General features: G+C 65.3%; 15 protein-coding genes and 1 pseudogene. 8 read left to right on the forward strand and 8 right to left on the reverse strand.

The annotated features are described in order from the left end of the window. Window positions 1–8 precede the first annotated feature (8 nt). Genes ACTJJX_RS27580 through ACTJJX_RS27590 form a run of 3 tightly spaced genes read left to right on the forward strand, consistent with a single transcriptional unit; the run spans window position 9 to window position 3,313 of the window. The gene (locus ACTJJX_RS27580; protein WP_440782037.1) at window positions 9–1,415 is read left to right on the forward strand and encodes an integrating conjugative element protein; all 1,407 of its coding nucleotides are present in this window, start codon (window positions 9–11) and stop codon (window positions 1,413–1,415) included. After that, window positions 1,412–1,765: a hypothetical protein gene (locus tag ACTJJX_RS27585; RefSeq protein WP_023109290.1), complete on the forward strand. Its 354-nt coding sequence runs from the start codon at window positions 1,412–1,414 to the stop codon at window positions 1,763–1,765. Before ACTJJX_RS27580 ends, ACTJJX_RS27585 begins: the two co-directional genes overlap by 4 nt. Window positions 1,766–1,780: 15 nt before the next feature. Beyond that, entirely contained in the window at window positions 1,781–3,313 is a 1,533-nt protein-coding gene (locus ACTJJX_RS27590) for a conjugal transfer protein TraG N-terminal domain-containing protein (protein WP_440782038.1), read from the forward strand. A gap of 28 nt (window positions 3,314–3,341) precedes the next feature. Here ACTJJX_RS27590 and ACTJJX_RS27595 read toward each other — a convergent pair whose 3' ends face one another. Beyond that, complete coding sequence (locus ACTJJX_RS27595; RefSeq protein ID WP_031633433.1) at window positions 3,342–3,710, reverse strand: DUF3742 family protein; 369 nt, start codon at window positions 3,708–3,710, stop codon at window positions 3,342–3,344. A 210-nt stretch (window positions 3,711–3,920) separates the two neighbouring features. On the opposite strand from ACTJJX_RS27595, the gene ACTJJX_RS27600 reads away from it, so the two are divergent. The 3 genes from ACTJJX_RS27600 (at window position 3,921) to mobH (ending at window position 7,645) form a co-directional block, all read left to right on the forward strand. Next, window positions 3,921–4,679 (forward strand): type IV toxin-antitoxin system AbiEi family antitoxin domain-containing protein, encoded by a 759-nt coding sequence (locus tag ACTJJX_RS27600; RefSeq protein WP_440782039.1) that lies wholly within the window; start codon window positions 3,921–3,923, stop codon window positions 4,677–4,679. Then, a complete protein-coding gene (locus ACTJJX_RS27605) occupies window positions 4,672–5,592 on the forward strand; it encodes a nucleotidyl transferase AbiEii/AbiGii toxin family protein (RefSeq protein ID WP_440782040.1) in 921 nt (306 codons plus the stop codon). The genes ACTJJX_RS27600 and ACTJJX_RS27605 overlap by 8 nt, the downstream gene beginning before the upstream one ends. 202 nt (window positions 5,593–5,794) lie before the next feature. Then, a complete protein-coding gene (gene mobH / locus ACTJJX_RS27610) occupies window positions 5,795–7,645 on the forward strand; it encodes a MobH family relaxase (protein WP_440782041.1) in 1,851 nt (616 codons plus the stop codon). Window positions 7,646–7,671: 26 nt separating this feature from the next. On the opposite strand, the gene ACTJJX_RS27615 is transcribed toward mobH, so the two are convergent. Beyond that, the gene (locus ACTJJX_RS27615) at window positions 7,672–7,971 is read right to left on the reverse strand and encodes a helix-turn-helix domain-containing protein (protein ID WP_003282197.1); all 300 of its coding nucleotides are present in this window, start codon (window positions 7,969–7,971) and stop codon (window positions 7,672–7,674) included. 105 nt (window positions 7,972–8,076) lie between these two features. On the opposite strand from ACTJJX_RS27615, the gene ACTJJX_RS27620 reads away from it, so the two are divergent. Then, complete coding sequence (locus ACTJJX_RS27620) at window positions 8,077–8,703, forward strand: substrate-binding domain-containing protein (RefSeq protein ID WP_016851970.1); 627 nt, start codon at window positions 8,077–8,079, stop codon at window positions 8,701–8,703. A gap of 47 nt (window positions 8,704–8,750) precedes the next feature. On the opposite strand, the gene ACTJJX_RS27625 is transcribed toward ACTJJX_RS27620, so the two are convergent. Continuing rightward, a complete protein-coding gene (locus tag ACTJJX_RS27625; RefSeq protein WP_016851969.1) occupies window positions 8,751–10,604 on the reverse strand; it encodes a tyrosine-type recombinase/integrase in 1,854 nt (617 codons plus the stop codon). A 450-nt stretch (window positions 10,605–11,054) separates the two neighbouring features. On the opposite strand from ACTJJX_RS27625, the gene ACTJJX_RS27630 reads away from it, so the two are divergent. Next, window positions 11,055–12,257, forward strand: coding sequence for a tyrosine-type recombinase/integrase (locus ACTJJX_RS27630; protein WP_023093098.1), 1,203 nt, complete (start codon window positions 11,055–11,057; stop codon window positions 12,255–12,257). A gap of 6 nt (window positions 12,258–12,263) precedes the next feature. On the opposite strand, the gene ACTJJX_RS27635 is transcribed toward ACTJJX_RS27630, so the two are convergent. From ACTJJX_RS27635 to ACTJJX_RS27655, 5 genes and pseudogenes are all read right to left on the reverse strand, one after another. Further along, entirely contained in the window at window positions 12,264–12,467 is a 204-nt protein-coding gene (locus ACTJJX_RS27635) for a helix-turn-helix transcriptional regulator (protein WP_003098423.1), read from the reverse strand. Further along, window positions 12,460–12,663 carry a DUF7696 family protein gene (locus tag ACTJJX_RS27640; RefSeq protein WP_023093097.1) on the reverse strand — a complete coding sequence of 68 codons (204 nt, stop codon included), beginning with the start codon at window positions 12,661–12,663 and terminating at the stop codon, window positions 12,460–12,462. The genes ACTJJX_RS27635 and ACTJJX_RS27640 overlap by 8 nt, the downstream gene beginning before the upstream one ends. Beyond that, a complete protein-coding gene (locus ACTJJX_RS27645) occupies window positions 12,660–13,028 on the reverse strand; it encodes an ASCH domain-containing protein (RefSeq protein ID WP_023093096.1) in 369 nt (122 codons plus the stop codon). The genes ACTJJX_RS27640 and ACTJJX_RS27645 overlap by 4 nt, the downstream gene beginning before the upstream one ends. Further along, window positions 13,025–13,201 (reverse strand): hypothetical protein, encoded by a 177-nt coding sequence (locus ACTJJX_RS27650; RefSeq protein WP_023093095.1) that lies wholly within the window; start codon window positions 13,199–13,201, stop codon window positions 13,025–13,027. Before ACTJJX_RS27650 ends, ACTJJX_RS27645 begins: the two co-directional genes overlap by 4 nt. A 10-nt stretch (window positions 13,202–13,211) precedes the next feature. Further along, a pseudogene (locus tag ACTJJX_RS27655) lies at window positions 13,212–14,087 on the reverse strand (DNA cytosine methyltransferase); the annotation flags it as partial.

Genomic DNA, 14,087 nt, shown 5'->3' on the forward strand with positions numbered 1-14,087 from the left:
AACCCACGATGACCGCCTCCCTCCGTCACTTCCTGCGCCGCGCGAAGTCGCCCCTGCGGGCCACGCTGCTCGTGGCGGCCATCACGCTGGTCGTCGGCGTCGCCTGGGCGCAGACCCGCATCGATCCCAATGGCGTGAACGTCAGCGGCAGCGTGATCGGCGACGACGTGCTCTACAGCATCGGCGGCGGCCGGGCCGTGTCGATGGGTGGTGCCGGCAACATGCAGAGCATCGGCGTCGGCGTCGGCTGGAACAGCAACCTGATCTGCGGCGACATGAGCATCACCACGACGCTGCAGAACCAGCTCAACGGCATCACCAACGGCTTCCAGACGATCATGAGCAACGTGATCCAGAACGCCACCAGCGCCGTGGCCTCGCTGCCGGCCCTGATCATCCAGCGCGCCGACCCGGGGCTGTACAACCTGCTCACCAACGGCATCCTCCAGGCGCGCCTGGATTTCGACCGCTCGAAGATGACCTGCCGGGCCATCGCCAATCGCATGGCGGACATGGCCGGAGGCCAGGCCGGCTGGGACCAGCTCGCCGAAGGGATGGCGCTGCGGGATGCGGTCAGCAGCACCGATGCCGTCTCCGCCATCGAGCAGGCCGAGTCCAACAAAGGGAACAACGGCGTGCCATGGGTCGGCGGCGGCAACGCGGGCGGCTCCGGTCAGAGTTCGATCAAGGTGGTCGGCGATGTGACGCGCGCGGGCTACAACCTGCTCAACGGGCGCAGCGCCACCGATACCTCGTCGATCGCGCGCAGCGCCTGCGGCAACCGCCTGACCTGCCAAACTTGGTCCTCGCCCCAGGCGGCCGCGGACTGGGCGACCCGCGTGTTGGGCGAACGCGAGCAGCGCACCTGCGAAAACTGCACGAAGACCCAGACCACGCCTGGCGTCGGGCTGACGCCAATGATCCAGGAAGAGTACGAGACCAAGCTGCAGGCGCTGCAGGAACTGGTGACGGGCACCCGGCCGACGACGCTGGCCAATCTCGACGCGGCCGGCAGCAGCTCGCTGCCGATCACCCGCGGCGTGATCGAGGCCCTGCGTGACGAACCCGACCAGGACGTGCTGGGCAAGCGCCTGGCGTCGGAGGCGGCGCTGTCCAGCGTGCTGGAGAAAGCCCTGCTGCTGCAACGCACGTTGCTCACCGGCAAGAAGGAGCCGAACGTCGCCGCCAACGAACTGGCCGTGCGGGCGGTCGACCAGGAGAACAGCGCGCTGGAGCAGGAGATCAACAACCTCAAGACCGAGCTGGAGCTGCGCCGCACGCTGGCCGGCAACTCGGCGATGGCGATCATCCAGCGCCACAGCACCCGCGCTGCCGGCTCGCGCGGCGTCTTCGAGGGCGACACCACGCGCGACCGGCTGCGGGAAGTCCAGAAGCCGCGGAGCGGTACGCCATGAGCCGGCTGGTCTGGCTGCGGTTGCCATGGCTGTTCAATCGCCGCGTCGGCGTGGCGCTGCTGTGGACTTTGCTGGTGGTGGCCGCCGCAGTAGCAGTGAACATCGCCGGCATCCACCTGGTCGGCGGCGTCGAGGGCTGGCAGCACTGGCTGCAGGCGCATGCCGGCCACTTCTTCGTGTGGCGGCTGTGCCTCTACGGAGCGACGGCCTACGGCTGGTGGTGGATGCGCCGGCGCCTGCTGCGGCGGGAGCCGTCCCGCGAGACGCATCAGCGCCTGCTGCGCACGGAGATCGCGGCCGTGATCGCCGTGGTCGCGCTGGAAGCCAGCCAACTGTTGCGGCACGGCTGAGACCGGGAGGCAGGCATGACGCTCTACACCACGGACTACCTGGAGTATTACCTGACCCTGGTGGCTTGGGTGGTCAACAACGGCATCTGGAGCATCCTCGTGGCCAGCGGCGTGTTCGCGCTGCCGTTCGTGGCCATCGTGATCCAGGAATGGCTCAAGGCCCGCAGCGAAGGTGCGGACGAGGGCAACAAGGGCGTGCTGTCGTCGATGCGCATCGAGAACCGGGTGTGGGTGGCGATCGTGGTCATCCTGTTCGCCGGCATCCCGTTCATCCCGGTGGATCTCGCCACGATCAAGTTCGACACCACGCGGTCCGCGCAATGCCAGGTCAACGTCCCGCTGCCCAACGACACGGGCTGGTCCAACGTCTACACGGCGCTCAACGACCAGAGCGCGCTGGTGCCGGTGTGGTGGTTCTTCATGCACGCGCTGTCGAAAGCCGTGACGGGCGCCGCGGTGGCGGCGATTCCCTGCGGCACGGACCTGCGTCAGATTCGCATGGATGTCGATGCCACGCGCATCGACGATCCGGTTCTGGCACAGGAGGTCGCCGACTTCACGCACGACTGCTACGGGCCGTCGCGCGCCAAGCTGTTCATGAACCGGCCGACGCTCTCCGACGAGCAGATGAACGACGTCACCTGGATCGGGTCGAGTTACTTCCTCGACACGCCCGGCTTCTATGACACCTATCGCGCCAGGACCCCACGCACGGCCTGGCCCTACGACGCGACCCGCGATGCAGGGCTGGCACAGGTGGACAGCGGTGGCGGTTATCCGTCCTGCCGACAGTGGTGGGCCGATGGCGGCCAGGGACTGCGCAGCCGGCTGCTGGCACAGGTCGACCCGGATCTGCTGACCCGCATCGGGCGCTGGGCGGGCTTCCTGTCGCAGAGCGAGGTCAATGACTCGGTGATCCGCGCCGTGGTCTCACCGCGACAGCAGAAGATGAACCAGGGCGCCGTCTACACCGACTACGGCGGCCAGATCGACAAGACGCTGCCGAACGTCGTCACGCGCGGCGTGGGCGACCTGGGGCTGACCGTCGGCTCGCTGGCTTTCTTCCCCGCGATGGACGTGGTACGCCAGGCGCTGCCGATGGTGCTGACGATGCTCAAGATGGCGCTCATCATCTGCATCCCGCTGGTGCTGCTGATCGGCACCTACGACCTGAAGACGGTGGTGACGGTGAGCTGCGTCCAGTTCGCGCTGTTCTTCGTGGACTTCTGGTTCCAGCTCGCGCGCTGGATCGACAGCACGATCCTGGACGCGCTCTACGGCTGGGGGTTTGGCGCGGACAGGCCGCACGCCAACTTCGACCCATTGATCGGCCTGAACAATGCGTTCGGTGACATGCTGCTGAACTTCGTCATGGCAACGATGTTCATCGTGTTGCCGACGTTCTGGGTCATGGCACTCGGATGGGCAGGAGTTCGCGCTGGAAACTTCCTGGGCGGTCTCATCACTGGCACGTCCGATGCGAAGTCGGCCGGAGGTAGTGGCTCTCGCCTTGCGATGACGGCCGTATCGAAAGGTGCGGCGAAGTAAGGAGCACTCTCTCGCGTTGATGCGACAGCTACGGCTCGTCGGGATCGCCCATGTCGATCCGCCAGTCATCTTTGTCGTACAGGCCGACGCCCGAGTGTCCGTCTCTGAGTTCCGGCTGCTTCTCGTCGTCCTCATCGGCATTCCGCGCGAGCCATGCGGCGACCACAGCAAAGGCCAGCAGCAGGACAAGCCAGGATACGGAGTACAGCAGCATACCAAGCACGGCCAGCTTGACGATCCAGAGCACCGCCGTCGCCGCGCCTGCGGGCACCCCGCGCGTCACCAGCCAGCCGGCGACACGCTGCTCGCGGCGCAGGTATCCACGCCAGGCACGGCCAGCCCCCCGGCCCAGCCGGTGGCTCCAGCGCCCGTTGTGCGTGTTGGTGGTCATGCTCATGTGCCTCGGTTTCAGTGGTGCCTCACCTCAAGAGCGGCCGGTTGGGGCTTGCCCTCCAGCATAGACCGCGATCAGGAGGCCGGGTTGCGGCTGGCAGAGCGGTCGCAGGTCGATTAGATTCTGCACTATAAATAAAACTTTATGCTACTTTCCCTGCACGTTCTTGCGATAGCTCTAGAGGCTGATTTGATTCCGTGCTATTTTTATAGCATGGATGGAAATTCTAGGCACCAGGTAATCAAGCGGCTGCAGGCGGGACTCCCCCGCGGGGCGCCGTTCGACCTTGCCACCCTGAGCCAGTTCGGGGTGTCGCCCCAGCTCGCCGCCCACTATGCCGACGGCGGGTGGCTCGTGCGCCTGGCCTATGGCGTCTATGCCTTCCCGAACGATGAGTTCGGGGTCTACGGTGCGCTGAAGTTCCTGCAACAGCGCGTGCCCGGCCTGCACGTCGGCGGCAAGAGCGCCCTGGCCCTGCAGGGCGTGCGGCACAACCTGGGCAGCCGGGAGACGCTGGTGCTGTGGGGCGACGGTCGTTTCGCGTTGCCAGCCTGGTTCACCTCGCGCTTTCCGGCCCGCTACGTCCACGCCCGCCTGTTCGACTGGCCGGACACGGCGCTGGCCAGCAAGACCCTGACCACGCCGCCTGGCCTGCCCGAGGATCTGCGGGTGGCTGCCTCCGAGCGTGCCGTTCTGGAACTGCTGTACGAAGCCGGCGTCAAGCAGAGCCTCGAAGAGGCCCGCAACCTCTTTGATGGACTGCGTTCCCCCCGCAAGGACTTGCTCGGACAACTGCTGTCCTGCTGCACCAGCGTGAAGGCCGTGCGCCTGTTCCTCACCTGGGCGCGCGAGACCAGCCTCGTGGATGTCGATGCCCTGCTGGAGCAGTACCCGGTTCGCACCGGCAGCAACACGCGCTGGATGAGCCGGCTCGATGACGGCACCTTGCTGAGCCTGAGACCTCATGGATAAGACCTACGCGGACACCGTTCGCCTGCTGCTGGCCGTCGCGCCCGACGTGTTCGCCAACGACATCTTCGCTATGAAGGGCGGCACGGCCATCAACCTCTTCGTGCGGGACATGCCGCGCCTGTCGGTGGACATCGACGTGGTGTACCTCCCGTGGCAGACGCCGCGCGACGAAGCGCTGCAAGCCATCAACCAGGAGCTGGCCGCCATCGCCACGCGCGTTGCACCACTGGGCGTGCAGACACGCCTGGTTCGCGCCAAGGATCTGGGGGACACCAAGCTGATCGTCGAGAACGACGCCAACCAGGTGAAGATCGAGGTCAACGTCGTGTTCCGAGGCAGCGTGCTGCCCGTGGAGCGGCGGCCGCTGAGTGCCAAGACCAGCGATCTGTTCGGCGTCGAGTTCGAGCTGCCGGTTCTGGCACCGGACGAGCTGTACGCCAGCAAGCTGGTGGCTGCGCTGGATCGGCAGCACCCCCGCGACCTATTCGACGTGTGGCAGCTCTACGAATCGGGCGACATCAGCGACGGCATGGTCGAGTGCTTCGTGATCTATCTGGCGGGCCACAACCGGCCGCCCCACGAAGTGCTGTTCGGCAACGACAAGGACATCGCCGGCGAGTACGAGCGGGCCTTTGTCGGCATGACCGAAGTGGACTGCTCCCTGGAGACACTGCTCGATGCTCGCGCCAGGATGCGGCGCGAGCTGCCACAGCGACTGAGCACCGCGCACAAGCAGTTTCTGAGCGGGCTGGCGCGCGCAGAACCGGACTGGTCGCTGGTGCAGTGCCAGCACGCCGCGCAACTGCCGGCACTGCGCTGGAAGCTCGCCAATCTGGAGACCTTCCGCAAGCGCCGTCCCGACGACTTCGCAGCGCAATCCGCCGCCCTCGACACCGGCTTGGGCCAGAGCTGACGAGCGTCCCGCAGCGCCCCACTTGCCGGGATTGCCCCATGCCGCATTCATCGTGGCGCCCGCGCAGCAGCGGCCCTATACCCAAAGGCTTCCGATAAAGGCCAAAGGGCTGGGAAGGGGCAAAGGAAGGGCGCCAAGGGGAAAGGCCCTATCCTGAAAAGGCCAAAAGGCGCCCCGAGCAGCCCGTCATCCGGGGTTCGCCATGCTCTCGCTGTTCCAGCGCAAAAGGGTGCCACCCACCGCCGGCACGCCGCCCACCTCCGCCATCGAAACTCCGAAAGGGTCGATGCGGCCGGAGTCGGCCGCATCGCTGCTGGCCACGCCGCGCCGGCAGAAACTGCTGGAACACATCTGGCAGCGCACATCGCTCTCGCGCCGGCAGTTCGCCACGCTCTACCTCGCCCCACTGGAGCGCTACGCCGAGTTGGTCCAGCAGTTCCCGGCCTCCGAGAACCACCACCACGCCTATCCGGGCGGCATGCTGGACCACGGCCTGGAGATCGTCGCCTATGCGCTGAAGCTGCGGCAGTCATACCTGCTGCCTGCGGGCGTCACGCCGGAGGCACAGGCGGCCCAGGCCGAAGCCTGGACCGCAGGCACGGCCTACGCGGCCTTGCTGCACGACATCGGCAAGATTGCGGTCGATCTGCACGTCGAGCATGCCGACGGCAGCGTCTGGCATCCCTGGCACGGCCCGCTGCGAAAGCCCTACCGCTTCCGTTACCGAAAGGAGCGCGAGTACCGCCTGCACAGCGCCGCCACCGGGCTGCTCTACGTGCGCCTTCTCGATCGGGACATCTTCGACTGGCTCAGCGGCTATCCCGACCTCTGGGCCGCGCTGCTGTACGTGCTGGCCGGCCAGTACGAGCACGCCGGCACGCTCGGCGAGCTGGTCGTGCAGGCCGACCAGGCATCGGTCGCCCAGGAACTCGGCGGCGATCCCAGCAAGGCGCTGGTGGCGCCCAAGCATGCTCTGCAACGCAAATTGCTCGACGGCTTGCGCTACCTGCTCAAGGAAGCGTTCAAGCTGAACCAGGCCGGCCCGGCGGACGGTTGGCTGACCCAAGACGCCTTGTGGCTGGTGAGCAAGACCGTCTCCGACAAGCTGCGCGCACATCTGCTATCGCAAGGCATCGACGGCATTCCGGCGAGCAACACGGCGGTGTTCAACGTGCTGCAGGATCACGGCATCGTGCAGCCAACGCCGGATGGCAAGGCGATCTGGAAGGCTTCTGTCACCAGCGACGCCGGCTGGTCGCACGCCTTCACCTTCCTGAAACTCTCGCCGGCGATGATCTGGGATGCCGCCGACCGGCCGGCGCCGTTCGCAGGCCGTGTGCAGGTCGAAGAGGAACAGGCGGAGCCGACGCCGCAGGCGACAACGGTGGCCGATGGGCCGCGCGCCGAAGGCATCGAAGCTGCATCCGCGAGCACGGCGCCGATCGCATCCGCAGCCATGGACACCGGCGTGGCCGCGCTGCTCGACCTGCTGGGCGACGCCGCTCCACCCACGGCACCGGAGATCCCGAGTTCCCCTGTTGCCGAGCCCGAGCCGGCCCCTTCGACCGTGCCCCCGCCGCAGATGAGCCTCGCGCCTTCCCAGGATCGCGCGGAGCCCTCCGGGGCGCACTTCATGGCCTGGCTGCGTCAGAGCATCCAGACGCGCAAGCTCATCATCAACGACGCCAAGGCCCTGGTGCATACCGTCGCCGGTACGAGCTACCTCGTCAGCCCCGGCGTGTTCCAGCGCTACGCGCAGGAGTACCTTCAAGTCGCCGCGCTGGCCAAGCAGGAGAAGCTGGAGGGGTGGCAGTGGGTACAGAAACGCTTCGAGAAGCTGGGACAGCACCGCAAGCAGCCGAGCGGGCTGAACATCTGGACCTGCGAAGTCACGGGGCCGCGCAAGTCGCGCCGGCTGCACGGCTACCTGCTCGTCAGCCCGGATGCGCTGTTCCAGGAGACGCCGCCAGACAACCCATACCTGCGGCTCGTCAACGAGGCCGCAAAGCGCGAAGATTCAGCCCTTGGGGGCAAGGCCGACGATCAGGCGTAGGCATGCGACCGCTGTGCGGGCCGGCTTTAATCTGCGGATGGGGCCGACTCTGCCAGCTTGGCTTCGGTCAGAGTCATCAAGTGGGCGGAACTGCATTTCAGCGCACGGGCAATCTTGAGGATGAGAGGGAGCGTGGGGACATGCTCGCCGCGCTCGATCTTGCCCATGTGCGACCGTTCGATGCCGGCCATGTGGGCCAGCGTTTCCTGAGCGATGCCCTGGTTGGTTCTTTCTTCCCGCACGGCAGCCCCAAACGCGATGGCTGGTTCCGCTTCGTAGGTAGTGGTGCCGGTGGGGCGGCCCCTTTGGATCGAACGCTTTGGCATTGCCAAGAGCGTCGAACACGGTCACGATTTAAACCACGTTAAACTTAACTCATCCAACGGCTTCGAGATCAGTTGCCACGAGTTCACCGCCTGGGGGAGCTGGACGTGGAATCGAGTGACATCACCGCCGAAATTCGCATGGCCGTCCTCGGCGAATGGGTGCCTTCCCAGCTCGCCGACGTGCTCGCCCTGCAGCGTGCCGAAGAGCCGGAGACTCATGCCGTCTTGGCCGGCTGGACAGATCCCGGTCGAGGCGCGGAGCTGCCGGACGACGGCTTCGACTTCGCCTTGTCTGCGGTTGCCCGGCAGTGGCCTGGCTGGGTATGCGAACCGCTGTGGCATGACACGCTGGCGGTCGCCGTGGCCAAGCGCTCCCACCTGCTGGCCTACCGTGAAGTGCCGTGCGGGGAAGTGCTCAAGCAGCCCTTGATCTGCTCGCAGTCCACGACCGATGAACCATGGCGCATGACCGTGCAGCGTGTGTTCGAAAACGCGCTGCAAGAGCGAGAGCAAACGGTGGAGACATTCGATGTGGCGATGACGCTGGTTGCCGCCGGATACGGGATCGCCATTGCGCCTGCCGCGAGACTGGCGAGCTACCTACGCCGAGGCATCGCCGTGCGGCCGCTGGCCGGCGCACCAACGATCGTGATGGCTTACCTGCTCCGCCGCAACGCTTCCTTGTCGGACACCCAGGCAAGATTCGCCCGCCGCGCGCGCTTGGTGTCCTGACAGACGTGCGGGGATCGCGGTTTCGCCACGATCCCGCATTCCTGCTGCTAGGCGACTCCGACTCGCGGCGGGGTCCATTCGCTTTCCTTCACGGCTGTGCTCACTGCCATGACGAGCTTGTCGAGATTGCCGGCCGTCACGCCCTCCAGTGCCGAATGCCCCCGCAGCATCGAGCGCGGTTGCAGCAGTGCATGGTAGATCTGCCAAGGGTCCGCACCCCTGGTCAGCTTGAGGACGGACTGGATCAGCTCGTGCTTGAGTGGGTCGAGGTGCCAGTCCGGCACCCGCTGGCCGCGGTTGCCCACGTTCAACGCCAGCAAGTTGCCCGCCTTGATCTCGTAGCTGATCCACCTGCGGGACTTGCCCGCCATCTTCGCAAACGCCGCGACGGGAAGGTTGTGCGGCGCTTCGAAGACATCGAACAGTTCCATCCTCTCGCGCTGAATGTCCGAAGGCACCAGCGGCGCGGCCGACCGAGGGGGCGGAACCGCCGGCAGCCGGTGTGCGGCGGCAGAAACCAACGGCATGGCGTCGCCGGGCTTCGTCACGAGCAGGATTGGCGAAGCGGCAACCGGCGTGGAGGGTGCGCTTGCGGTTTGCTCATTCGGGAACGCGGGCACGCCTTCCAGATGCACGGTGAGCGGCATGCTGGCCGCCTCGACCTGGTTCTGCTCGAAGAGGTCGAGCCGATCGGCCCAGTCCTGCATCATGCGGCGACGCTGTTCCACGTACTCGGCATGGTTGTAGGTCGCGCTGACCTTGTTGGGATCGACATGCGAGAGCTGTGCATCCACCCAGACCTTCGGGTAGCCGATCTCGTTGAGCGCAGTGGACATCGTGCCGCGGATACCGTGTCCCGTCAGGCGTTCCTGATAGCCCATGCGTTTGAGCGCACCATTGAGCGTGTTCTCGCTGATGCGCTTCTTCAAGTCGCTGTCGTGCCGGAACAGGTGGCGCTGGGCCGGCTTGAACTCATCCAGCAGGTGCCGGACGATCTCCATGGCCTGAATCGACAGCGGCACGATGTAGGGCGGGATGTCCTTTGGCTGCTGCCGCTTCTTGCGCATATCCAACTGGAGTTGCTTCACGACGTCGGGCGGGATGATCCACAGCCCACGGTCCAGATCGAATTGATCCGGCGTCGCCTGTCGCAGCTCGCCGGTTCGCACGCCGGTCAGCAGCAATAGCCGCAGCCCGAGCTGGGTCTGCCGCCTGCCGCGATAGCTGCGCAGCCGCTGCAACAGCTTCGGCAGCTCGGCCATGCGCAGGAACGGGTTGTGGTTGACGGGTGGCAGCGGCAGCGCCACCACATCGAGATCGGAGGCGGGGTTTTGCTCCAGGCCCGGCACGATCACCAGCGCGTAGCGAAACAGTTGGTTGAACCACGTCCTGACTTTCTCGGCGACGGAGAGTGCCCTGCGCTTCTCGATCTTGGCGATCACCTCCAAGAGGTCGGGACGCTTGATCTCATAGACCGACCGCTTGCCCAAGGTGGGCAACACATCCTTGTCGAAGATCCGTGGAAGTATCGAGAGGGTCGTCTGCCGGCCTTCCTTGAGGCTGAGCCCGCGATGCTTGAGCCACTTGCGATACACCGCCTCGAAGGTGTTTTCGTCGGCGAGCCGGACAGCGGTGCGCTTCTGCTTGCGGTGAACGCGAGGATTGGTGCCTTTGGCCAGCAGGGCGCGCGCTTCGTCGCGTAGGCTGCGGGCCTCGCGAAGCGTCACCTCCGGGTAGGTGCCGAGCGACATCCGCTTCTGCTTGCCCGCCCAGTAGTAGCGGAAGTGCCAAGTCCTGCCCCCTGCAGCCGTGACGGCCAGGGAGAGGCCATCCAAGTCAGGGAGGGTGTATGCCTTGCCTGTTGCCTTGGCCTGTCGAACGGCCAGGTCTGAGAGTGCCATGCTCTTGCTCCTGAACATGAGTCAGGAACCAGATGCTGGTCACGTCGACCTCGCCCCTCCATCAACAATCCGGAATCAGCTGTGCCCGCAAAAATGGACTTGTTTGTGGACTTAAAAGTCCCGGCTGTAGGCGGATCGCAGTGGACCACGGCAGAACGTCAAAGAGAGGAAAAGTCCTTGTGCGGCAACGACTTGCAGACTCTCTTGGACTTCTGCGGAAGTCCGCAGAATGATGCAGTGGAGCGGGTGATGGGAATCGAACCCTCGTCATGAGCTTGGGAAGCATTGAGGCGCACTGTCCACGGCTGTCTGAGTTCATGCACAATTGTGCGTCGAGGCCTTCTATTCCGGGGTCTCTGGATAGGTGGTTCGTCCTAGGTTGTCCCAGGAGGAACCACCTTGCCCTGTGCAAACGGCCCCCAGAAACGGCCCCCAATTAAGGACAGCCCCGTGCTCACCGAGAGACAGATCCGCGCACTCAAGCCAGCCGAGAAGGAATACACCGTCAGCGACGGGCGCAGCGCGCGGGGTGAGGGTGTCTTGATGCTTCGGGTGCGGCCCAATGGTACGAAGGAGTTCTACTTCCAGCGCCGGAAGAATGGGCGGAAGCTGAAGACCAAGCTGGGCACCTGGCCGGCGATGGCGCTCACAGAAGCGCGGGACCGGTGCCGCGAGGAGAAGGAGATCCAGGTTGAGGCTGGCACCTTCAAGGAGTTGATGGCCGCCTATGTCGCCAAGCTGAAGCAGGAAGGGGCGGCGAGTGCCGAGCACGTCGAGTGGTCCTTCAAACACTACGTTTCCGAGCCGTTCCCAACCCTGGTGGAGCGCCCAGCGGTGTTGATCGGGCCGGCCGATATCCGTGACATCCTGGCCAAGATGATTGCCGGCGGCGTCACGACGATGACGAACCGGGTGCGCTCTCGCCTTCATTCGGCGTTCCAGAGTGCCCTGCAGCAGGACTACAACCCCCGCACCTATCTGGAGCAGGAAAGTCGCTTCGGCCTGACCAGCAATCCGGTGACTAGCATCCCTGTACAGGAAGACTGGGAGCAGCCCGGGGATCGGGCACTTACGGAGAAGGAGTTGCAAGCGCTCTGGCATCTGCTGCCGGAGAAGCTTTCCCTCACGACCTCCGAGTTGCTCAAGTTCTTGATCGCCAGCGGTGGTCAACGACCGGAGCAACTGCTCCGGTCTGATCGGACGATGTATCAGCGGGACCATGTGATGATCCGCAACGGGAAGGGCGGTGAAGGTGAGCGGGCGATGCATGTGGTGCCCTACAACAAGCTGATGCGGGCGAGCTTGAAGGAAATGGACTGCATCAGCGAGAAGAGCGCGTATCCGTTCCAGGGCAAGGAGGAGGGGAAATCACTGAACCCCCAGTCTCTGTCCAGGGCGGTGACGAAGCTATACGGTAGGCATCACAAGTCGTTCAACGGCCCGTTCACGCTTCGGGACATCCGTCGGACATGCAAGACGCTGATGGCGAAAGCCGGGCTCACCAAGGAGCTGCGGGATAGGATCCAGGGCCACTCCTTCAACGATGTGTCATCCAAGCACTACGACCGCTACGACTACTTCCAAGAGAAGAAGCGCGGGCTCGATCGCTGGGCCGCCTGGCTCGAAAAGAACGTCATCGACACCAAGAAGTAGGGCCGCTCACGCGGCCCTTGTTGGCGTCCATCCCATCGGGTTTTCCAGCCAGCGGTTGATATCGGATTGTCTCCAGCCTACTCGCCCAGGCGTGATCTGTACCGGACTGGGGAAGCGCTTGGCCTTCACCTCCCGCCAGAGTGTCGAGCGCGCCAGGCTGGTGGCTTCCAGCACCTCGGCTTCCCGCATGAATCTGTCCAGTTCAGCCATCTTCACCACCTATCCACTCTGTCCGTGCCTGCCACTGTCGGCGCATTTCCGCTATCAACTGCTCGACGGCGCTTTCCCCTCGCCGCTTAAGGGTTTCTCTCAGCTCGGCGACCTTCTCCGGCGTGGTGACACCACGCCGGAGCCAGTACCGGGCTTCGCATACCAGCAGGTGCTGGCGGTTGGCCCGATCAGTCATTGCGCTGCCTCAACTTCGAAGAACCCCAGTTGGCCCTTCATGGGTTGGAACGGCAGTGGCTTGGCGTCAGCCAGTTCGAACCCGTATCGGCCGAAGAACCACAGTGAGTTGCTGCGATCGACGCAGCCGATGATGCTGGCCTCGCCGACTATCCCGCCGCGCTCCAGTTCGTGCGGCGCTGGGATGGTCACGCCGTTGTACGCGGCGAAGTCGTGGGCCTCCTCGTACTCGTCGCGTGTCATGCCCTTGGCTGCGTGGATCAGAAAGCGGCCGCGGAAGTTGGTCGCCCAGTCGCGGTTCTCGATGTCCTTGTGGCCATTGGCGACCAGCCAGGCCCATGGTTGGCGAATGCTCAGTGCTTTCACGGTTGCTTCCCCCTTGAGTCTGCTTCCTTGGGAGCGGAGAAGGAGGAGGCCGGCTGCGAAGCAGCTTGCGCGCCGCTCTTCAACGTGAAGAACACAGTCAGGACAACCAGAATTGCCAGCGAGAAATTCAGCAGGCTGCGCGGGCTGTCCAGCATCTTCAGCAATTCGTGCATGCCGTTCACCTCAGCGACTTTCAGCGGGTTGTGAAACGCTCAGCGCCACCGCAACCGGGCGCACCCAGATCGGCATATTGCTGAGCATGAAGGTTTCGCCGGCCTCGGCCAGCAGCAGGGTGGTACCCATCACGCCGGCGATGGCCTCGGCCGCGGCTGGCGGCACGGCATTGCCGATCCGCTCGCGCCAGTCGCTGTCGCTCAGGCCGTCGAGCACTAACTGCTCTTCGGGGTCAACTAGGCTCTGCAGGGCGGCGAGCTCAAGGGTCGTGAAGGGCCGGTGCCAGGTGCCGTCCAGCGACTGGATGATGCAGGTCAGCCGGTCGTTCGCCGTCGGCATGCGCGGGTCGGCGACGCTCCACCGGCCATTGTCGTGCCGCGCGCTGGCGGATACTGCGCCGGCGGACTGGTCGAACCCGACGACACCGTAGTGCCCGCCGGTCAGGTAGGCGTCGCCCTTGGTGCGATCGAGCACTCGCGGATCAGCGATCGACAGAGCGCCGCTGGCCACCTGCTGGGAGCCGGTGACCGTGCCGGTAGCGCTTCCCCACTCGCCGACGTGCAATTTGCGGCTGCTCGCCCCTGGGTGCCAGTTGTGGTACCTGGGATCGGCAACAGCCTGGCCGCCGGAGCTGGGTGAGTGCCCGCCGGTGACGGTTCCGGCGTGGCTCCCCATGCTGACGACGCGAAACACGTTGTTGTGCCGGACGCCGCCTGGGCGCGGGTCGGCCACGGCGAATGCGTCCTGGCCGGTAGTACTGGCCGCGATCACGGTGCCGGACGGACCGTCCCAGTCGGTGACCGGGTACTTGCCGAAACTCTGGCCGCGGGGATCGGCGACGGAGTACGTGCCCTGGCCGGGCGACTTGACGCCGATGATGGCGCC

The sequence above is a fragment of the Pseudomonas sp. 22490 genome, assembly GCF_052044465.1.
GTDB lineage: Bacteria > Pseudomonadota > Gammaproteobacteria > Pseudomonadales > Pseudomonadaceae > Pseudomonas > Pseudomonas aeruginosa.